Here is a 19,256-nt window from a genome sequence, read left to right as displayed (position 1 = left end):
AGAACTTGATTATAACCAACTGTCACTCAGTCTGTTTTAACTGGACAGTAATGAAAATATAACTATCCTGAAGAAAAAATACTCTATAATTTCATTTTTACTAATTCTAATCAGCTTAGGTTGCTCAAGTGATAGCGAAGAACTTTATCGGAATATGAATTAATTTTCACTGTAAAAAGACCCGATTATATAACTGAAACCAGGTTCTACGCTTTTGAGTAGAATTATTATAAAACCTATCCCCTCGTCCTCTTAATAAAAACCTCCTGTAATTTTTTAGTAAGGCTGTCTTTTTGCGTGGTGTAGACTTTTTTGTCTTTGTGAGTAATAGAACTTATAGGAATAATTTGCGTGGTGGTGCCGGTAACAAAGATTTCCTCTACTTCTACCAATTCGTCAATATGTACAGGTTTTTCAACCACTTTTATATTTAAGCCGGCACAGATGTTAATCACCTCGGCGCGGGTAATTCCAGAGAGTATCTTATGGCCTTCGGGATGGGTATGTACTACGCCGTATTTTACAAAAAACAGGCTGGAATGTGAACCTTCGGTAAAATAACCTTTGCGCACCAGGAGGTTTTCGGCAAACCCGGTAGCGATGGCTTCCTCGTTGGCCATAACATTTGCCAAAAGTGCTGTCGACTTTATATCGCAGCGGTGCCAGCGTTTATCTTCTGTGGCGATTACTTCCCAGGTTTTCTTTTCAAAACCTTCTAAAGTCACCGGAAAGGCGTACAACAAGACGGTGGTTTCAATCTTCTCGGGAACAAAATGGCTTCGGGCCGCAACTCCCCTACTCACCTGTATATAAACTGCTGCATCAGCTTCATTTAAATTGGCGCGTTCTATAGCTTCGTACATTAATTTTTCAAGCGAAAATGCATTAAAAGCAACCTGTATCTGGTCCAGGCAATATTGCAGGCGTTTTAGGTGTTCTTCCAGCTTAAAGCCTTTTCCGTTATAGAATGGGGTTACTTCATAAATTCCGTCGCCAAACATAAATGCACGGTCAAAAACCGAAACAAAGGCCTCGTCGGGTTTCAGCCATTTTCCGTTTAAATAAACTTCCGAAGGGTACTTTTTTTCAGGTTTCATAGTAATAGATTTGTTCTCCGTAAAAAGTCATCATTTAAAATGGTCGTCATCCTGAACTTGTCTCAGGATCTAAGTTGAGTGCATCCTCATGCTATGTTAGATGCTGAAATATCCCGAAGCGTCGGGACAGCATGACGATTTATTAATGATTTTGATCTTATGAGTAAAAACGGACATACATTAATTAAAATATTGCTGTAATTGCTGCAGCCACTGGATCTCGTAATAACGAACTATACTTATTACAATTACCCCGGCAGCTACATAAACCCAGGAATAAGTATCGCGTTTAAGCATAATCCCGCCTATAAAGGCAAAAATCACAAATGGAATTGCCATAATAAGGTTTGGCAGTGGCCAGGCGTCCTGAAATAACACGGCAATAATCTTCATAGCGCCAAAAAATATGCTATAGAACAAAATGATCTTGCTAATTAGCGCTTTCAAATTCCGTTGTTTCATTTACTCGTAATTTTTTGGGGATTGTCGACGTTTGGAAGCCTTTTCGTAAGCAAAAGCCCACTGGTAAAGTTTATTTTCTTCAGATGATTTTGCGAAAAATGTAAGTCCTTTTGGGGCGCCTTCTTTGTTATAACCCATAGGAACAGTAATTGCCGGATAATGAGCAACCGCCGCGAAACCGGCGTGATAATTATTTATGGATAAAATTCCGTCTAAATTGTGTTCCTGCATGGGAGTATCAAAATACTTTTCTCCTTTCTCACTTAAATCATTCTTTATAGAATCAAGATTGGTAGAGTCAGCCGACTCGTGTAAGATTCCATCAAACAGGGTTTGGCCGTACGGCATTCTGCTCACAGAATCTTTTAAATTGAATTTCACAATATCATCTACCGAAGCAAAACCTGTTTTACCACCATATTTTTCAAAATACTCGGGTAGATCTTTTTTCATATCCAGGCTTAGCAAACGCAAAAAGTTTTCCAGTTCAATTTCTTCGGCTTCAAATTCTACAATTTCGGCTCCTGCATTTCTTAGATCGCTAACCGCCACCTTATAAAGAGAATCTTCTTTTATTAATTGTTTAAAAGCACCAAATCGCTTTCCTTCCAAACTTGTATTTTCAAAATTGAAATCGGTATCCTCTACTTCTACTGAAAGCGCATCTTCATCATCTTTCCCAGTCATTGCTGAATATAATATTGCATTATCTATAACCGATTTTGACATAGGGCCGGGAGTATCTAAATAGCTGGAAATAGGCACAATCCCACCCCGACTTAAATTCCCGATAGTTGGTTTTAACCCTACTACCGAATTCTGACTGGAAGGCGAAAGAATAGATCCTGAAGTTTCAGATCCTACTGCTACAGGAGCAAGATTTGCCGCCACCGCCACTGCACTACCCGAACTGGAACCGCCCGTGTCAAAAATCTTTCTTCCGTATGGGTTTAAGGTTTGTCCGCCAACCGCCGAGTAACCGCTGGGGCATTCGCCGCAAAAGAAATAAGCCCATTCACTTAGGTTGGCTTTTCCAAGAATTAGAGCACCGTTTTCTTTTAATTTCTGAACTATAAAAGCATCTTCGGTCTGGTTATTTTGCAAGGCAATAGCTCCCGCTGTAGTTGCCATATTTTGCGTATTAATATTATCTTTTAATAAAACCGGAATTCCATTAATCAAATGATTTTCTGCTGAATTATTTAATTGCTTATCTTTTTTTCGTGCTTCTTTCAGCAAGTTTGGATTTAGAGAAATAACCGAGTTTAAGGAAAGTTCATTCTCACGGTCAATTTTTTTAATTCGGTATAAGTAAAACAGGGAAAGTTCCTCGTAAGTAAGCTCACCCTTTTTGACTGCTTCCTGGATTTCAGGAATATTCTTATCGAAAATAAGCGGTTTTATCGATTGATATTTTTCTTCAGAAAATTCTGCTAAATCGCTTTCAAAAGGAGACCAAAGAGAATCCTGGGAAATATTTTTTGAATCTAAAACTTTAAATTCCTCTTCCTTTTCGGTTTTTAGCGAGTCCCGGGTTTCGGTATTTTCATCTTCAGATTTTTTATCATTCCCGCAGGAAATTAAAGCGGGAAGCAGAAGAAGGAATAAAAGTTTTTTCATTTATTATAATTTTAAAAACTGGAGGTTAAATAAAATATTAATCAATAAACTACCGATTTTCCCGGCACCGCAAAATTGGCTTACTGTTTGAAGAAAGAATCTACAAATTCGTATTTATTAAAAACCTGCAAATCTTCTACACCCTCGCCTACACCAATATATTTAACCGGAATTTTAAACTGATCGCTTATACCAATTACAACGCCGCCTTTTGCTGTACCATCTAATTTTGTAACGGCAAGAGAAGTTACTTCTGTAGCCGCTGTAAACTGTTTTGCCTGTTCAAAAGCATTTTGCCCAGTAGAGCCATCTAAAACCAATAAAACCTCGTGGGGAGCATTAGGAATCACCTTTTGCATTACACGTTTTACTTTGGTAAGCTCGTTCATTAAATTCACTTTATTGTGAAGTCTCCCGGCGGTATCTATAAGCACTACATCTGCATTTTGTTTTACTGCGCTTTGTACGGTATCAAAAGCAACAGAAGCAGGATCGCTGCCCATTTTTTGGCGCACTATAGGCACATCGGTCCTATCGGCCCAAATTTGCAACTGATCTATGGCCGCTGCTCTAAAAGTATCGGCTGCCCCTAAAACAACTTTTTTTCCGGCGCTTTTAAACTGGTGAGCAAGTTTACCAATTGTGGTAGTTTTACCTACGCCATTAACGCCAACCACCATAATTACGTATGGTTTTACATCTGGCAACTGGATATTTGCTGCTTCGCCAGTTTCAGATTCAGAAAGCAGGCCGGCAATTTCTTCGCGTAATATTTTATTAAGTTCTTCAGTACCCAAATATTTATCACGAGCTACGCGATCTTCAATTCGGTTTATAATTTTAATGGTAGTAGCCACACCAACATCACTGCTTACCAGTACGTTTTCCAGATCGTCTAAAACTTCTTCGTCTACCTTGGTTTTACCGGCAACGGCTTTACTCATTTTAGACATAAAGCTGGTTTTAGTCTTTTCCAGCCCTTTATCCAGGTTTTCTTTTTTGTCTTTTGAAAATATCTTTTTAAATAAACTCATTTTTTGGAAGGTTTAAAATCAACAAATTCCGGAAATGTTTTCCCGAAATTTTCAGCTGTAAATATAAGCAAATTACTTCGAGGCAAGCCCACGAAGCATTAAGAAGAACTAATTTACGATATCGAAACAAATCCCGGAGCATTTAAATTTCGATTATCAAATAAAAACAAAAAGCCGTCTAGAGTTATCCAGACGGCTTTGTAAATATTTTCAAGGAAGTTTGCTTAGCTTACTTTTTGTTCAAAAAGTCGTTCACTTCTTCCGGAGCCATAATTTGTTCAACAAAAGTATAGGCACCAGATTTTGGAGATTTCACCATTTTAATTGCTTTGGTCAATCTCTTAGACCCTGTTTGTATCGATGCAACTGATTTCTTAGCCATAACTTATTATTTTATCTCTTTATGAACCGTCATTTTCTTAAGGATTGGATTAAATTTCTTTATCTCCAATCTATCCGGTGTATTCTTTTTATTCTTGGTAGTAATGTATCTTGAAGTTCCCGGTTGTCCGGTAGCTTTATGCTCTGTACACTCTAGTATAACCTGTACCCTGTTTCCTTTCTTTGCCATTGTAATGTGTTTTTATGCTTAAGGATTATTTCTTCAAAAATCCTTTTTCTCTTGCCTCTTTAATTACAGCAGAGATGCCTTTTTTATTAATATCTTTAAGTGCAGATGTAGATACCTTTAAAGTGACCCATTTATCTTCCTCAGGAATAAAAAAACGTTTCTTTACCAAATTGGCATTAAATCTACGTTTGGTTTTGTTCATAGCGTGAGAAACATTGTTCCCAACCATCGCTCTTTTACCAGTAAGTTCACAAACTCTTGACATTGCTCTATTCTTTTCTCGTTATTTCAAAACAGGCTGCAAATTAACGATTTTTTCACCTAACAAACAATATTAATTTAAAAAAATATTCCAGCTTTTTGAAATATGGAAATCAAATCTATTTCTTAGCTAAAAACTCCCTGTTTTCGTTGTGTTAGAAAGCCAACAAACTTTTTCGCTTGGCAAATTTAGCCATTTTTGAAGCAAAAACTATTTAAAATACTGAAATTCAAACCTTAAATTAGGTGATTTCAAAACTTTAAAACTAAAAAATGCGATTAAGGATAGGTCTTTATTTGTAGAAATAACTCTTCCCGAATCATTTCCATACTCTTGTTTACCGCCTTCCCAATTACTTTATCCCGATGATTCCCAAAGATGAATTTTTTCGCATAAACCTTATTTGGGGTGGCAATTCCTATAAAAACAGTACCAATTTCGGCATCGCTGTCTCCTTTTGCCGGCCCTGCATTTCCGGTGGTGGAAATCGCATAATCGGTTTTAAAAAGATCTCTCACATTTTTTGCCATAGCCATTGCCACTTCCTCACTCACCACCGAGTGTTCTTCTATTAGCTTTTTATCTATTTGTAAAATATCTTCTTTAACACTCGTGGCGTAACTTACCACGCTGCCTTTATAATAATTTGATGCGCCGGGAGGTGTGGCAAATAAATTGGCCAATTTCCCACCGGTACAACTTTCCGCCGTGGATATACTGGCATTAATTTTTAGTAATAATCTTGAAATTTGAATTTCTATAGGCTCATCGTCTTCATACCCAACAATAATATCGCCTATAATCCCGTGCAAATCGGTAATAAGGCTTTCTACACTGTTTTTAAGATGTTCTTCGTTATCGCCTTTCGCAGTTAAACGCAAACGCACCCTGCCCAGGTTGGGCAAATACGCCAGTTTAATGTATGGCGGGAAATTGTTTTCCCAATCTTCAATTTTATCGGCAATGGCGCTTTCTCCCATCCCGTAGGTTAAAACGGTTTTATGCAGAATAACCGGCCTTTTAAACGTTTGCTGAAGCTTAGGTACAACTTCATCTTCTATGAGCGCTTTCATTTCAAAAGGAACGCCTGGCAAAGAAATATAAGCTTTTTCCTCGCTTTCAAACCACATTCCTGCTGCTGTACCATACTTATTTTTTAAAGCCAGGGCTTTAGAGGGTAACATGGCCTGTTTTCGGTTTAAATCGGAAATTGGAGTGTCTATATATTTATCAAAAAGAAATTCTATATGCTTGAGTACTTCCTCGTTTTTCACGAGTTTATCATTGAAAAATTCGCATAAACAATCTTTGGTAATATCGTCTTTGGTAGGCCCAAGACCGCCAGTAATAATTATGATATCGGCACGGTTTTTAGCCTCGTACAAAGCTTCCAGGATATGACTTTTTTCGTCTTCTACCGTAGAAATTTGTTTTACCGAAATACCAATTTTGTTTAATTCTTTAGCGATAAAAGCTGAATTGGTATCTATAATCTGGCCAATTAGAATCTCATCTCCAATGGTAATTATTTCTGCTTTCATTCCAGTTCAAAATCTCTTTTAAGGGCAATGCTGGCCACATTTACTTTCTTGGTGATTTTAGATGCCGCGTTGGGAACTTCGTCTTTCTTTTTCCCGGCTTTTGCCCAGGCCTCAATCACCTTTACCTCGTCCATAAGTTCCAGGCCAAACAGCTGTAAATTGGGTTTCATTTTATGGGCAAATTGATAAGCAAGATCAGGATTATCGTTAGAAATAGCCTCGTTCATCGCTTCTACATCTGGCGGAATTTCTTCTAAAAAGGTTTGTACCACTATTTTCATGAAATCTTCGTCGCCACCGGCCATTTCTTTAACCTCACTTAAATCGTAGTTGCTCATAGTACTATTTTATTTGAATTGAAAAGATTTGTTTGTCTTCTAAAAATCCGGTTAATTTATCTTCTGGCGTTACTTTGCCAACACCGGCCGGGGTCCCGGTAAAGATAACATCACCTATTTTTAAAGTAAAAAACTGTGAAATATAGGCAATTAGCTCATCTATTTTCCACAGCATCAATCGGGTATTGCTTTTTTGAACGGTTTCCCCGTTCTTTTCTAAACTAAAGTTAAGCATATTTATATCGCCAACCGCATCTTTGGGCAACCATTTTTCTCCTATTACCGCAGCTCCATCAAAAGCTTTTGCTTTTTCCCAGGGCAATCCTTTCTCCTTTAATTTTTGCTGAAGATCTCTGGCTGTAAAATCTATCCCAAGGCCAACTTCTTCATAATATTTATGCGCAAATTTCTCCTGAATATGTTTTCCTACTTTTTTGATCTTCACCAAAACCTCAACTTCATAATGAACATCATTAGAAAAATCAGGAATAAAAAAGGGCTGTTTTTTTAATAAAATAGAAGTATCTGGTTTCAGAAAAATTACCGGATCTTCGGGTTTTTCATTTTGTAATTCAGAAATATGATCGGTATAGTTTCTGCCAATGCAAATTATTTTCATAAGTAGGCCTGGTAAAAATTATTTCAACTTGGTATTTAATTTTCTCAATTTTATAGCGGTAAGTACTTTTTTGGTATAAAGTGGAAAATCGGCATTCTGAATCCAGCCAAAATAACCCGGTTCTTCTTCCAGCACCTTTTCTACATTTTTACCACGGTATTTTCCAAAAGCAAAAACTTCATTTCCTTTTTTATCATACGCGATAAATCCGGCGAAATCTGCAAATTTATTCCTCGCAGAATAATCGGCCAGGTATTTCATATCATTTTGCAAATCGTCATACCTATCTAACTGCGATTTTAAAACCTCGTAGGTTGCCGTGGTATCTGCTTCAGCACTATGGGCATCTATAAGATCTTTTCCGCAGTAAAACTGGTATGCGGCTGCCAAAGTTCTTTGTTCTTTTTTATGAAAAATAGTTTGTACATCTACGGCCACCACGTTTTTCATTTCAAAATCTATCCCGGCGCGTAGAAGTTCTTCTACCAGTAAAGGAATATCAAATCTATTGGAATTGTAACCACCCAGATCACAACCTTTAATCATATCGTGCACCTGGGAAGAAAGTTCTTTAAACGTGGGTTCATTAGCCACTTTCTCGTCTGAAATTCCGTGAATTGCCACCACTGCTTTGGGAATAGGCATTTCTGGGTTTACCAGCCAGGTTTTGCTTTCCTTGTTTCCGTTAGGAAAAACTTTAAGGATAGCGATTTCTACAATACGGTCTTTTGCCACATTTGTTCCCGTGGTTTCGAGGTCAAAAAAACAAATGGGTCTGGTTAGGTTTAATTCCATAAAGGAGCTTGATTTTGGGGGTAAATATACTATAATTTATGGGCTTTGACTTATTAAGCAAGTTTTGAAAAATAAAGATTTACAGCCCTAAAAAATTTAATTTAGCAGAAGTTTGAATATTAGAACACATTTTTGAATATACTATCTTAATCCTTTTAAATCACTAAATATTCCTTCAACTAAACCTAATAACATTTTTTATCTTTGAATATATTAAAAAATACCAGGATGTTTAAATACTTAGCATACGTAAGCAGGCAAAGTCACGTAATAACCGATAATGATTTAAAGGAACTTCTAAGTAAATCCCGAACTCGCAATAGCGAAATTGAGGTAACAGGTATGCTAATTTATTTCCACGGAAGTTTTATTCAATACCTGGAAGGAAAAGAGGAAAATATTGATAGTTTATATAATAAGATTGCTGAAGACAGGCGTCACCAAAGTGTAACTGAAATAGACTCAGGTTTTAGTGAAAAACGCGCTTTTTCTGAATGGTCTATGGCGTTTAAAAAGCTACAAAAAGATGAAGCTTTTGAAATTCTTGGTTATAAAGATCTGGAAACAGCGCAGCTTTTTGACAATTACCAAAGTCCAGATGAGCACCCTGCTTTAAACCTATTAAATAACTACGTAAAGAATCTTTGAAAGCAGAAAAACTAAAAAAAATCGTCAAGCTGTCCCGAAGCTTCGGGATTGTTTGAGCTTCTAACATGTTCGAATTACCAACATCTTAGATCCTGAAACCAGTTCAGGATGACAGCTAAAAAAACCGGCTAAGATTAGCCGGTTTTTTCTTTGAATATTCTTTGAATTTATATCTCTCGGTCTTTGTCAAATCCCTCAAGATATTGGGCAACACGTTGTACAAATTGACCTCCAAGCGCTCCATTTACAACCCTGTGATCGTAACTGTGAGATAAGAACATCTTGTAACGAATTCCTATAAAATCGCCATCTGGAGTTTCTATTACCGCGGGTACTTTTCTAATGGCTCCCAGGGCAAGAATTGCAACTTGCGGCTGGTTAATTATAGGAGTTCCCATAATACTTCCAAAAGTTCCTACGTTGGTTACAGTGTAGGTTCCACCCTGAATATCGTCTGGCTTTAATTTATTCTGGCGTGCACGATTAGCAAGGTCATTTACCTTTTTTGCAAGGCCAACAAGGTTAAGCTGATCGGCATTTCTAATTACCGGCACTATTAAATTTCCATCTGGAAGAGCTGCCGCCATTCCAAGGTTTATATTTTTCTTCTTGATAATTTTATCGCCATCTACCGAGATATTGATCATTGGGAAATCACGAATCGCTTTGGCCACGGCTTCCATAAAAATTGGAGTAAACGTAAGTTTTTCTCCTTCTTTCTTCTGAAAATCGTTTTTGTGCTTGTTTCTCCAATTCCAGATATTGGTAACATCTACCTCTATAAAAGATTGAACGTGAGCTGAAGTTTGAGCGCTATCTACCATATGGTGTGCGATCATTTTACCCATACGGCTCATTTCTATAATCTCATCTTCTCCTGAAGGCACCACTTTTTCAGACTCAGCTTTGGCGCTGGGCATTTTCCCGGTATCTGCTGCCGGGGCTGTCGCAGTTTTTGTGGTTTGTTTTTGGGAAGTTCCTTTTTCGCGGTTTTCAACGTAAGCCAGGATATCATCTTTAGTCACGCGACCATCTTTACCGGTTCCTTCTACAGATTCAAGTTCGTCAAGGCTTATATTTTCTTCTTTTGCTATATTTTTTACCAGCGGTGAATAAAACCTGGAAGCTTCAGAAAAATCTTTGCTTCCTGCAGTTTCTTTCGCTGTCTCAACACTTTCGGCTACCTCTTCAGCATATTCATTTTCCTCTTCACTGTCATCCAGATCAAGGTCTAATTCATCATCACCTGCACCGGCTGGGATTTCTCCATCAGTTTCAATAATAGCTATGGTTTGCCCTACCTGTACTACATCATCGGCTTCAAAAAGTTTCTCTACCAATTTCCCCTCTACTTCGCTGGGAACTTCGCTATCTACTTTATCGGTAGCGATTTCAAGAACCGGTTCATCGGCTTCAATGGTATCTCCAACTTCCTTTAACCAGTTGGTAATAGTTGCTTCGGCGACACTTTCGCCCATTTTTGGTAGCTTAAGTTCAAACTTTGCCATATCTATAATTGAAAGCTTATTTTAAGGTTTATGCTTGCGAATTTAATGAAAATTCAACTTTAAAAGTATTAAAAAATCAATAAAATGAATTTTCGTTATAAATTTTCTGTTTTAGAAAATGTTTTCGCACCTGGGTAAAATTACAATTTCAAAAGCTGAAACTAAATTTTTCAGTAGAAATATTATTGATTAAGTGGAAGTTTATCGGGATCCTGTCGTGTATCAAAAACATGGAGAATCCTAATAAGAGTTTCATTTGGAACACTATAAAAAATGGAATTATGCTTTGTTACCACACATTTATAAAACCTCTTTTCTTTTGAGAGTGCAGGAAATTGATAAGGATTTAACTTAATTAGCTCTACCGAATGGTCTAAGGTATTAAAGAAATTTTCACTAACTGTTTTGCTCCAATTATTTCCAAGATAATCAAGAATATTGTCTAAGTCTTTTATGGCTGAAGCAGCCCAAATCACTTCCCTTTTAGAAGCCATATTTATCTTTTACTCTTCTTGCAACTTCTTTATGAGGAACTCCTGCTACACTACCTAAACTTTTTTCAGCATCTTCAATTCTTTTCTTTTGCCAATCAGGCATTAATTCCCACTCCTCAAGGTGATAATTGGTTTGCGGTTCCTCAATATTTTCTTGTTGATGAAAATTTTCAATTAACTTCTGAATTTCAAGCAATTGAGCCTCATTAAGTCCCTCTAATTTTTCAATAATCGCTTTTTTAATTGCTGAAATTTCCATCTGTTTATTTTTTAGCGCGAAGCTCACTTAAAGATATCAATTTTTAGTAGAATTTTCAAAAGGAATCCTATTAGTGATACTTCTTCCCAGAGTTACCTCATCGGCATATTCCAGCTCGTCTCCTACCGAAATTCCTCGTGCTATTGTTGAAGTTTTAATACCGATACCTTCCAGTTGCCTGTAAATATAAAAATTGGTAGTGTCTCCTTCCAGCGTGCTGCTTAAAGCAAAAATGATTTCTTCTACTTTTCCTGCCTGCACTTTTTCAATTAAAGGTTTTATACTAAGCTGCGAAGGGCCAATACCATCCATCGGACTTATTTTTCCTCCTAAAACGTGATAATGCCCCCGGTATTGATCGGTATTTTCAATAGCCATTACATCGCGAATATCCTCTACCACACAAACAATTTCTGAATTTCTGGAAGGATTGGCGCAAATAGCGCATAAATCTGTATCGCTAATATTGTAGCAATTTTTACAAAGTTTTATTTCGGTTCTTAGCTTGGTAAGTGCATCGGCCAGTTGTTTGGTTTGTGATTCGGGCTGCTTTAGCATATGCAATACCAGCCTTAAAGCGGTACGCTTCCCAATGCCCGGAAGTTGAGACATTTCATCTACAGCCTGTTCCAATAATTTTGAAGAAAAATCCATATTGCGAATTTATGATTTTTACTTGATAATCGAGATTTAAATCTACCAGCCGGCCAGGATCGAAAAATAATTTTCTACTGTATTCATCACCAGCTCCTAATTGTACATTTTTAGTAAGCGGGTGAAAGTTTAAGCTTAATTTGTAAATTCGCCACTTCACAAAATCATCGCTATGCAGCCCTACCAGATTTTAATTTTAATCGCCGCTTATTTCGGACTTTTATTTTTAGTTTCTTTCTTTTCAAGCAGAGCGGGTAGTAATGCTGAATTTTTCCGTGCAAACCGAGAATCACCGTGGTATATCGTGGCTTTTGGGATGATTGGTGCTTCGCTTAGCGGGGTTACTTTTATTTCTTTGCCGGGAACCGTGGCTACAGATAGTTTTAGTTATTTCCAGGTAGTTCTGGGTTATACCGTGGGTTATGCAGTGATTGGGCTTATTCTCCTCCCGCTTTATTATCGATTAAATCTTACTTCAATTTATTCTTACCTGGAATCACGCTTCGGAAAATATTCCTATAAAACCGGGGCTTCATTTTTCTTGCTTTCAAGGATAGTTGGGTCCAGTTTCAGGCTTTTTCTAGTAGCAAATGTGTTGCAGCTAATTCTTTTTGATGAATTAGGCGTTCCATATTACGCTACGGTTTCAGCAACCATTTTCTTAATTTGGTTATACACTTTTAGAAGCGGAATTAAAACCGTTGTATGGACAGATACCCTGCAAACATTTTTTATGCTGTTATCACTCGGCGTTACTCTTATCGTGGTTTCAGATGAATTAGGGATTACGGCCGGGAGAATGATCAATCATCTTTCAGAAAGCGGACTTACAAAAATCTTCTTTTTTGAAGACTGGAAAAGTAGCGATCATTTTATTAAGCAGTTTGTAAGTGGAGCTTTTATTGCGATAGTAATGACAGGACTTGATCAGGATATGATGCAGAAAAACCTAACCTGCCGAAACCTGAAAGATGCACAAAAAAATATGTTTTCGTTTACTATTGTACTTACCATTGTAAACATGATGTTCCTTATCCTGGGAGTTTTACTTACCCAATATGCCGATTTGAGCGGAATTGATGCGATTAAAGATGAACTTTTCCCTGCAATTGCAACCGGAGGTGAATTAGGAATTGGTGTAGCTATTCTTTTTATCCTGGGACTTATCGCCGCGGCTTATTCCAGTGCTGATGGCACTCTAACCGCGCTTACCACTTCTTTTAGTATTGATATTTTAAATATTGAAAAACGCTATGAAGAAGCCAAACAAATGAGAATTAGAAAGCAAATTCATATTGTAATCTCTATTTTATTCATAGCCGTAATGCTAATTTTTAAATATGCGATAGCCGATAAAAGTGTGATTAATAAACTTTTTGAATTTGCCGGATATACTTATGGTCCACTGTTGGGACTTTATACCCTTGGTTTATTTACCAATATTAAAGTAAAGGATAAGCTAGTGCCTATAGTTGCAATTCTCGCACCTGTTTTATCCTATATAATTAGTATAAACAGCCTGGTTTGGTTTGGGTTTGAATTTGGGTTTTTTATTTTAATTCTAAACGGATTCCTAACCCTGTTAGGATTAATATTGATTCGTACCAAGCATCACTAAAGTACAGGCAATTTCAACTTCAATATTATTTTTTCTCAGAATTTGGTAAAATTCAGGATTTTCTGTTCCGGGATTAAAAATTACTCGCGTAGGATTTAGAGAAACAATATAATCGTAATATTCCTCCTGTCTTGGCGGACCTAAATAAAGGGTAACAGTATCAATATCCTGAAAAGGAATTTTTTCGGTTTCTATTTTTACTCCTGCAACTTCGCCCTTCCTTAAACCAATAGCAACTGTAGGTAGATTATACCTTACCAAACGTTCTATCGCGATATTAGAATAACGGGAACGATTAAGAGATGCGCCGAGTACTAAAGTTTTTTTCTCCATATAACAAATCTAAGGTTTCAGGACAAGTGTAACAAAAATACTTCCCCATAGTCTTTAGGATAGCTTAGTTGCGGGAATATAGATGTGATGGTTAGTAAACCCGTAACTTTAGCGGCCCGTATTTCTAAAATACGGGCTTTTTTTAAAATTCTTTCTAAAAATCTGTAACAATTCATTTTTCTGCTCGTCTTTATAATAGAGGAAAGATCAAAATTTTTGAAAATGTACGTTTATCTATTATGCAATACATAGTATAAGGTATAACATTCAAGGGGTCATTCGCCAGTCAAAAACTGATAAGTTTTATTCATCAAAATTAAGAATTTGCCAAAAAAAATATTCTGGTATTATGTAATACAAGGATTTATTTTAAACATACTAATCATCAAAATCAATCACAAAATGAAACAGTTATTTTTAATTTTAGCATTATGCATCAGCAGTTTTACTGCAATGGCCAACGAACCCGTGGGAAAGATATCGGGTTCTGTAATAGATGGCGACCTGGAAGAACCAATCCCCTACGCTACCATTAGTATTACAGATATGGAAGGAAACCTGGTTTCGGGAAATACTTCTTCTGCCGATGGTACTTTCTATATTGAAAAGATCCCAAACGGAGCTTATATGTTTAAAGTTCAGTTTATGGGATATAAAACCTTTTCTAAACAAATAGAAATCACTAAAGACCAAAGCTCTCATAATTTTGGTACTATTAAATTAGAACCAGATGTTGCGATGCTGGACGGTGTTACGGTGGTGGCAGAGCGTACCACTATAAAACAGCGAATAGACAGGAAAGTAATTAATGTGGGGAAAGACCTTACCACTACCGGCGCCAGCGCTTCAGAAATTATGAATAACGTACCTTCTGTAAATGTAGACCAGGATGGAAATATTGCGCTTCGCGGAAACTCTAATGTGCGCATTCTTATTGACGGAAAACCTACAAATATGGATCCTGCGCAGTTGTTGAAACAAATTCCCTCAACTTCGATAAAAACCATTGAATTAATAACCAATCCTTCGGCAAAATATAACCCCGAAGGGATGAGCGGAATCATCAATATAGTATTGCATAAAAATGCCAACGATGGTTTCAACGGAAATTTAAATACCGGTGTTACTATTGGTGAGAACACCCGTTACAACGGTTCTCTTGATATGAATTACCGAAAAGGAAAATTCAACTTTTACGGAAATTTTGGCGCCCAGTTTGGTGATCGCTACAATCTTGGAAGAATTAATTTCACAGAAGATAATTACCGACAGGCTTTTGATATCACAAACAGAAGAGAATCTTATTTATATAAAGTTGGCGTAGATTTTTATCTTAACGACAAGAATACATTTTCATTTTACACCAACCAAAATCATTACGACGGTGGACCTTTAGGAGCTTTAAGAATTATTTATCCTAATAATTCAGAGCTTAATTTAGCGCAGAACCTTAATGCAAATTTCAATAATATTAACAGCACCTACAATTTCGCTTACGACAGGAAATTTGAAAAAGAAGGGCATAAAATTATATTCGAAGTAGATTATAACACGTTTGATGAAGAGGAAAATTCAATCTTTACTTTTGAAGGAGACACCGAAGGTTTCACAGATTACCGTGACCATGTGAATGGAAACCGGGAAAATATTATCGCGAACGTAGATTATGAAAATCCCCTTTCAGAAAATAGTAAACTTGAGGTTGGAGCTGAAGCCAGGCTTTCAGATACCGATAATGATTACAATACCACCAGTGACTTTTTAAACGATGCCACCTACCAGTATAAAAGAGATATTTATTCGTTTTATACCACTTACGGACAAAATTTTGAAAAGTGGTCTTATCAGGTTGGTGCAAGATTGGAAAATTTTAGTGTAGATGCCATCTATAATGGTGAAAATGTTTTTAACGACGATTACTTTAATATTTACCCTAGCGGATTCCTGAATTTTACTCCAAATGAAACAAATTCCTATCAATTAAGTTATAGCCGAAGAGTAGATCGTCCCGGTTTTGGCCAGGTGAGTCCTATTCGCGAGATAAGCACACCCAGGTTAACCGTTTCCGGAAATCCAGAATTAGATCCGCAATTCACCAATTCCCTGGAATTTAATTATACCCGGAAGTTTACTAAAAAAGGAAGTTTAACTGCAGGTGTTTTCTTTAGAAATATTAATGATGAAATCAGCCAGGTTTTTATAGAAGATCCTAATGAAGAAGGTTCGCTTTTACTGCAATTTGACAATTTTGAAGATAATAATGCTTATGGGCTGGAACTGGGAACCAATTATAAATTTACAGATTGGTGGAGCACAAATACCAATTTTGAATTATACAGCCAGCGATTAAAAGGAGTAGTTGGCACCGAGTATTTAGAAACCGATAACACCGCCTGGACTTTTAGAACCAATCATAGTTTTAAAGCAACTGATAAATTAACCTTCCAGTTATTCGGATTTTACCGAAGTAAAGCTAAAAACCTTCAAATGGATATGGACCCGATGTATTTTATGAACCTTGGCGGGCGCTACACCTTTCTTGATGATAAAGCCACGCTTAGCTTAAACTTTAACGATGTTTTTGATACGCAGGAATTCAGCTTTACCAATGGCCGTCCCCTACCGCAAACCGGAAGATTTAAAGGTGAAACCCAAAATGTATATATAGGTTTCTCCTATAGATTTGGCGGTGGCAAAAACAGGGCATTAAAAAGAAAACAAAGAGACGACAACGAAGCCGAAGGCGGTGGAATGTTTTAGAAATAATAGTTTGTAGTTTAGTTTAATTAGCCAAAAAACCCGGTAGATGATACCGGGTTTTTTATTTTAACATTAATTCATCTCGAATGTGATTCAAGTCACATTCTAATACCTATAATTACATTTATCTTTGCATTTAAATGGAAAAAAGAAGCACATTTATCATTTTGCTATTCACGGTAGTTATGCTGTTTAACAGCATAAAGAGTGGTTTTATGATAAGCTTCTACCTGGTAGATAATTCAAGTTTTACTGAATTATTTTGCGTTAATAAGGACAAACCAGAAATGGAATGTAATGGAAAGTGTGAAATCTCCAAGTTAAGTAAGGACTCCACCACCAAGGAAAAACCAACACATCTTGATTTTCTACAGCGGCAAGTAGTTCTCTTTTTTAACCCAATGCAACAACTGGAAGTTTTCCAGTTCTCAGAAGAAGAAAATACTCTAATAACTTATTTAAATAATTACACCTACCAATACTTACCAAAGTCTTTCCATCCACCTTCTCTTAAAGCTTAATTTTTTCAGATTTATCATAAAAATCCATCGGTAAAAACCGGCGGATACAATCTACTTATATCAATTTTTAAATAGAATTAAATGAGAATTTTAAGCATATTATTATTCCTATCCTCTACCCTATTGCTACAAGCGCAGTCTAAAATAAGTCTTGTAGACGAATTTAGTATGGAACCTATAAAAGATGCAACTATACAGGTTAAAGGCAGCAGTAGAGCAGCCGTGAGCAACAAAAATGGAGATGTTTTTATAAATTTTTCTGAAGAAGATACCCTTCAGATAAGTCATTTAAAATACCGAAAACAAAATCTTACGAACATCAAACCGGGTGAGGTGATCTACCTGGAAAGATTCTCATTCAGAATAAGTGAAATCCTTCTCCTGGGAAATCCACAAATAGATCCAGCACAGAGCCTGGTAAAAACTAATTTTAGAGAAAAGGTGGTGCAACCCAAAAATGCCGGAGAGCTTTTTAGCGATATCAACGGGTTTCACTTATTAAGCGAGGTAATTACGCTATGGATCCAAGTATGCGTGCCAGCCAGTATGAACAATTAAACATTCAGTTTGACGGGGGCACTAAAGCGATGCACGCCTGCCCTAGCCGAATGGATCCCATTACCACCCTGGTAAATCCCGAAGAAATTAGTAGAATTGAGATCATTAAAGGTCCTTTTAGCGTTAGATACGGAAATACTTCGGGTGGAATTATTAATATGGTAACCGATAATGTAGTAGAAACCACTGATACATTTTCCGGCAGCGTTTCTTCAGGCTACGAAAGTAACGGGAATTCTATGGTAAATATGGTTCAACTGGAAGGCCACCTAAATAAATGGGATCTATCCGGAAATTTTAGCCAAAGAGATTATGGCGATTATGAAGATGGAGATGGGAGAAGCATTCCTTCCTCCTTCCGCAGCCTGGGTTTTAATTTGGAAGCAGGCTATTCTTTTAACGGAAGTAACAGGTTAAAAGCAGGTTTTAGGCAATCTTTTGGACGCGATGTAAAACACGCAGGATTAATGATGGATACCGATGAAGATAATAGCAGTATTTTTAGCCTGGACTACAACTACAAGGCTAAAGAGGGAAAATTTAAAGGTTTAACTGCAAAAGTCTACTACTCTTTTGTAGACCATATTATGGACAATTACAAGCGCCCTTCTTTTAACCGAATTGAAGCAATTTCTATGGTAGAGGCAACCACTTATGGTGGAAAGCTGGAAGCCGAATGGAAGCTAAATAACAAATGGCGGCTATTTTCTGGAATAGATGTCATAAATCTCTACCGTGATGGGCAAAGAGAACGCCTTGTTAAAATTAATATGGCCGGCGAACCTTTAGCAATACCTATGGAATTCCAGGATAAGGTTTGGCAGGATAGCTATTTAAATGATTATGGCGTTTTTACCGAAGCCAGGTTTATACTCAACAAGAAAAACATTTTCAATTTTGGAGCTCGTATAGATCATATTGTTTCAGAAAGCCGTGACCCAGACGAAAGTTTTGCTGAATTATACCCGGAAAATGGAAAGCGCAACGAACAACTTTTTAGTGGAACTGTAGCTTATAAACACCTATTAAAAGAGAATTATTCCCTGGAACTTTCCTACGGAAGAGGTGCCCGGCCGGCAAATATGGAAGAACGCTATATTGCTTTTTTCAATATTGGAAGAGATCCTTATGAATACGTTGGAAATCCTAATTTAAAAGCGGAAGTAAATAATCAATTCGAACTCGGCCTTCATGGCAAAGAGCTTTATACCGGAACCCTGAGAAATTTCAACTTCTCAGTAAGTGCATTTTATTCAATTTATGAGAACTATATCGTTGGTTTAGTAGATGAAAGCTTAACCCGAAAGAATATGCCAACTCAACCGCCGGTGCATCCAAAAGTGTTTAGAAACCTCGATGAAGCCTACAAGACAGGTTTTGAACTATCGGGAGAATTGGTGTTTAAATCTGGTATTAAATTGGGCACAGACCTGGCTTACACCTACACCCAAAACGAAGATCTTGGAGAGTCGCTACCACTATCTCCGCCATTGGTGAGTAGATCACGAATAGAATATGAAAATTCTAAGTTCTGGACCGGGATTTATTACAACATCACCGCAGA

General features: G+C 37.0%; 22 protein-coding genes. 6 read left to right on the top strand and 16 right to left on the bottom strand.

Annotated elements, in window-relative coordinates; all coding sequences use genetic code 11:
- Positions 1-236: 236 nt before the first annotated feature.
- From AACZ30_RS07740 to AACZ30_RS07690, 11 genes are all read right to left on the bottom strand, one after another.
- Positions 237-1,097: an aminotransferase class IV gene (locus tag AACZ30_RS07740; RefSeq protein ID WP_208226086.1), complete on the bottom strand. Its 861-nt coding sequence runs from the start codon at positions 1,095-1,097 to the stop codon at positions 237-239.
- Positions 1,098-1,277: 180 nt separating this feature from the next.
- Entirely contained in the window at positions 1,278-1,559 is a 282-nt protein-coding gene (locus AACZ30_RS07735) for a hypothetical protein (protein WP_339648652.1), read from the bottom strand.
- Positions 1,560-3,179, bottom strand: coding sequence for an amidase family protein (locus AACZ30_RS07730; protein ID WP_339648651.1), 1,620 nt, complete (start codon positions 3,177-3,179; stop codon positions 1,560-1,562).
- A gap of 80 nt (positions 3,180-3,259) precedes the next feature.
- Positions 3,260-4,213: a signal recognition particle-docking protein FtsY gene (ftsY, locus tag AACZ30_RS07725; RefSeq protein WP_208226089.1), complete on the bottom strand. Its 954-nt coding sequence runs from the start codon at positions 4,211-4,213 to the stop codon at positions 3,260-3,262.
- A 229-nt stretch (positions 4,214-4,442) separates the two neighbouring features.
- Positions 4,443-4,595 (bottom strand): DUF4295 domain-containing protein, encoded by a 153-nt coding sequence (locus tag AACZ30_RS07720; protein WP_075327392.1) that lies wholly within the window; start codon positions 4,593-4,595, stop codon positions 4,443-4,445.
- A 6-nt stretch (positions 4,596-4,601) separates the two neighbouring features.
- Complete coding sequence (gene rpmG / locus AACZ30_RS07715) at positions 4,602-4,784, bottom strand: 50S ribosomal protein L33 (protein WP_075327393.1); 183 nt, start codon at positions 4,782-4,784, stop codon at positions 4,602-4,604.
- Positions 4,785-4,809: 25 nt separating this feature from the next.
- Positions 4,810-5,049 (bottom strand): 50S ribosomal protein L28, encoded by a 240-nt coding sequence (gene rpmB, locus AACZ30_RS07710; RefSeq protein WP_057480126.1) that lies wholly within the window; start codon positions 5,047-5,049, stop codon positions 4,810-4,812.
- A 275-nt stretch (positions 5,050-5,324) separates the two neighbouring features.
- The gene (locus AACZ30_RS07705; RefSeq protein WP_339648648.1) at positions 5,325-6,587 is read right to left on the bottom strand and encodes a competence/damage-inducible protein A; all 1,263 of its coding nucleotides are present in this window, start codon (positions 6,585-6,587) and stop codon (positions 5,325-5,327) included.
- Positions 6,584-6,925: an Hpt domain-containing protein gene (locus AACZ30_RS07700; RefSeq protein WP_339648647.1), complete on the bottom strand. Its 342-nt coding sequence runs from the start codon at positions 6,923-6,925 to the stop codon at positions 6,584-6,586. The genes AACZ30_RS07705 and AACZ30_RS07700 overlap by 4 nt, the downstream gene beginning before the upstream one ends.
- A gap of 4 nt (positions 6,926-6,929) precedes the next feature.
- The gene (locus AACZ30_RS07695; RefSeq protein WP_208226092.1) at positions 6,930-7,544 is read right to left on the bottom strand and encodes a fumarylacetoacetate hydrolase family protein; all 615 of its coding nucleotides are present in this window, start codon (positions 7,542-7,544) and stop codon (positions 6,930-6,932) included.
- An 18-nt stretch (positions 7,545-7,562) separates the two neighbouring features.
- Positions 7,563-8,339: a 3'-5' exonuclease gene (locus AACZ30_RS07690; RefSeq protein WP_339648644.1), complete on the bottom strand. Its 777-nt coding sequence runs from the start codon at positions 8,337-8,339 to the stop codon at positions 7,563-7,565.
- A gap of 228 nt (positions 8,340-8,567) precedes the next feature.
- Here AACZ30_RS07690 and AACZ30_RS07685 point away from each other — a divergent pair, with 228 nt between their 5' ends.
- Positions 8,568-8,987: a BLUF domain-containing protein gene (locus tag AACZ30_RS07685; RefSeq protein WP_075327398.1), complete on the top strand. Its 420-nt coding sequence runs from the start codon at positions 8,568-8,570 to the stop codon at positions 8,985-8,987.
- Positions 8,988-9,154: 167 nt separating this feature from the next.
- Here AACZ30_RS07685 and AACZ30_RS07680 read toward each other — a convergent pair whose 3' ends face one another.
- The 4 genes from AACZ30_RS07680 to recR all read right to left on the bottom strand — a co-directional run bounded on the left by AACZ30_RS07680 (position 9,155) and on the right by recR (position 11,902).
- On the bottom strand, positions 9,155-10,495 hold the full coding sequence (locus tag AACZ30_RS07680; RefSeq protein ID WP_339648643.1) for a dihydrolipoamide acetyltransferase family protein: 1,341 nt from the start codon (positions 10,493-10,495) through the stop codon (positions 9,155-9,157).
- A gap of 182 nt (positions 10,496-10,677) precedes the next feature.
- Positions 10,678-10,989: a type II toxin-antitoxin system RelE/ParE family toxin gene (locus AACZ30_RS07675; RefSeq protein ID WP_339648640.1), complete on the bottom strand. Its 312-nt coding sequence runs from the start codon at positions 10,987-10,989 to the stop codon at positions 10,678-10,680.
- Positions 10,979-11,248 (bottom strand): hypothetical protein, encoded by a 270-nt coding sequence (locus AACZ30_RS07670; RefSeq protein ID WP_339648638.1) that lies wholly within the window; start codon positions 11,246-11,248, stop codon positions 10,979-10,981. Before AACZ30_RS07670 ends, AACZ30_RS07675 begins: the two co-directional genes overlap by 11 nt.
- A 36-nt stretch (positions 11,249-11,284) precedes the next feature.
- A complete protein-coding gene (gene recR / locus AACZ30_RS07665; RefSeq protein WP_339648636.1) occupies positions 11,285-11,902 on the bottom strand; it encodes a recombination mediator RecR in 618 nt (205 codons plus the stop codon).
- 172 nt (positions 11,903-12,074) lie between these two features.
- Here recR and AACZ30_RS07660 point away from each other — a divergent pair, with 172 nt between their 5' ends.
- Positions 12,075-13,520, top strand: coding sequence for a sodium:solute symporter (locus AACZ30_RS07660; protein ID WP_339648634.1), 1,446 nt, complete (start codon positions 12,075-12,077; stop codon positions 13,518-13,520).
- Here the strand turns inward: AACZ30_RS07660 and AACZ30_RS07655 are convergent.
- Positions 13,491-13,853, bottom strand: coding sequence for a CoA-binding protein (locus AACZ30_RS07655; RefSeq protein ID WP_339648633.1), 363 nt, complete (start codon positions 13,851-13,853; stop codon positions 13,491-13,493). The genes AACZ30_RS07660 and AACZ30_RS07655 overlap by 30 nt on opposite strands.
- Positions 13,854-14,255: 402 nt before the next feature.
- On the opposite strand from AACZ30_RS07655, the gene AACZ30_RS07650 reads away from it, so the two are divergent.
- From AACZ30_RS07650 to AACZ30_RS07635, 4 genes are all read left to right on the top strand, one after another.
- Positions 14,256-16,613, top strand: coding sequence for a TonB-dependent receptor (locus AACZ30_RS07650; RefSeq protein WP_339648631.1), 2,358 nt, complete (start codon positions 14,256-14,258; stop codon positions 16,611-16,613).
- A 215-nt stretch (positions 16,614-16,828) separates the two neighbouring features.
- Positions 16,829-17,134 carry a hypothetical protein gene (locus AACZ30_RS07645; protein WP_339648629.1) on the top strand — a complete coding sequence of 102 codons (306 nt, stop codon included), beginning with the start codon at positions 16,829-16,831 and terminating at the stop codon, positions 17,132-17,134.
- Positions 17,135-17,215: 81 nt separating this feature from the next.
- Positions 17,216-17,692, top strand: a complete 477-nt coding sequence (locus AACZ30_RS07640) for a hypothetical protein (protein ID WP_339648627.1) — start codon at positions 17,216-17,218, stop codon at positions 17,690-17,692.
- Positions 17,653-19,256 (top strand): TonB-dependent receptor (locus AACZ30_RS07635; RefSeq protein WP_339648626.1); only part of this gene is annotated, 1,604 nt, incomplete at its 3' end. The genes AACZ30_RS07640 and AACZ30_RS07635, both read left to right, overlap by 40 nt.

Origin of the sequence: uncultured Salegentibacter sp. (assembly GCF_963972535.1) — a bacterium.
GTDB lineage: Bacteria > Bacteroidota > Bacteroidia > Flavobacteriales > Flavobacteriaceae > Salegentibacter.
Note: the sequence above shows the minus strand (reverse complement) of the source record. Positions and strands in the feature narration are given on the sequence as shown.

Excerpts from the sequence above, each read along its gene's own strand:
- AACZ30_RS07645 (WP_339648629.1), top strand. The coding sequence starts at position 16,829 with ATGATAAGCTTCTACCTGGTAGATAATTCAAGTTTTACTGAATTATTT.
- AACZ30_RS07650 (WP_339648631.1), top strand. The coding sequence starts at position 14,256 with ATGAAACAGTTATTTTTAATTTTAGCATTATGCATCAGCAGTTTTACT.
- recR (WP_339648636.1), bottom strand. The coding sequence starts at position 11,902 with ATGGATTTTTCTTCAAAATTATTGGAACAGGCTGTAGATGAAATGTCT.
- AACZ30_RS07655 (WP_339648633.1), bottom strand. The coding sequence starts at position 13,853 with ATGGAGAAAAAAACTTTAGTACTCGGCGCATCTCTTAATCGTTCCCGT.
- AACZ30_RS07685 (WP_075327398.1), top strand. The coding sequence starts at position 8,568 with ATGTTTAAATACTTAGCATACGTAAGCAGGCAAAGTCACGTAATAACC.
- AACZ30_RS07720 (WP_075327392.1), bottom strand. The coding sequence starts at position 4,595 with ATGGCTAAGAAATCAGTTGCATCGATACAAACAGGGTCTAAGAGATTG.
- rpmB (WP_057480126.1), bottom strand. The coding sequence starts at position 5,049 with ATGTCAAGAGTTTGTGAACTTACTGGTAAAAGAGCGATGGTTGGGAAC.
- AACZ30_RS07705 (WP_339648648.1), bottom strand. The coding sequence starts at position 6,587 with ATGAAAGCAGAAATAATTACCATTGGAGATGAGATTCTAATTGGCCAG.
- AACZ30_RS07735 (WP_339648652.1), bottom strand. The coding sequence starts at position 1,559 with ATGAAACAACGGAATTTGAAAGCGCTAATTAGCAAGATCATTTTGTTC.
- AACZ30_RS07700 (WP_339648647.1), bottom strand. The coding sequence starts at position 6,925 with ATGAGCAACTACGATTTAAGTGAGGTTAAAGAAATGGCCGGTGGCGAC.
- AACZ30_RS07660 (WP_339648634.1), top strand. The coding sequence starts at position 12,075 with ATGCAGCCCTACCAGATTTTAATTTTAATCGCCGCTTATTTCGGACTT.
- AACZ30_RS07695 (WP_208226092.1), bottom strand. The coding sequence starts at position 7,544 with ATGAAAATAATTTGCATTGGCAGAAACTATACCGATCATATTTCTGAA.
- AACZ30_RS07740 (WP_208226086.1), bottom strand. The coding sequence starts at position 1,097 with ATGAAACCTGAAAAAAAGTACCCTTCGGAAGTTTATTTAAACGGAAAA.
- AACZ30_RS07730 (WP_339648651.1), bottom strand. The coding sequence starts at position 3,179 with ATGAAAAAACTTTTATTCCTTCTTCTGCTTCCCGCTTTAATTTCCTGC.
- rpmG (WP_075327393.1), bottom strand. The coding sequence starts at position 4,784 with ATGGCAAAGAAAGGAAACAGGGTACAGGTTATACTAGAGTGTACAGAG.
- AACZ30_RS07680 (WP_339648643.1), bottom strand. The coding sequence starts at position 10,495 with ATGGCAAAGTTTGAACTTAAGCTACCAAAAATGGGCGAAAGTGTCGCC.
- AACZ30_RS07640 (WP_339648627.1), top strand. The coding sequence starts at position 17,216 with ATGAGAATTTTAAGCATATTATTATTCCTATCCTCTACCCTATTGCTA.
- AACZ30_RS07675 (WP_339648640.1), bottom strand. The coding sequence starts at position 10,989 with ATGGCTTCTAAAAGGGAAGTGATTTGGGCTGCTTCAGCCATAAAAGAC.
- AACZ30_RS07670 (WP_339648638.1), bottom strand. The coding sequence starts at position 11,248 with ATGGAAATTTCAGCAATTAAAAAAGCGATTATTGAAAAATTAGAGGGA.
- AACZ30_RS07690 (WP_339648644.1), bottom strand. The coding sequence starts at position 8,339 with ATGGAATTAAACCTAACCAGACCCATTTGTTTTTTTGACCTCGAAACC.
- ftsY (WP_208226089.1), bottom strand. The coding sequence starts at position 4,213 with ATGAGTTTATTTAAAAAGATATTTTCAAAAGACAAAAAAGAAAACCTG.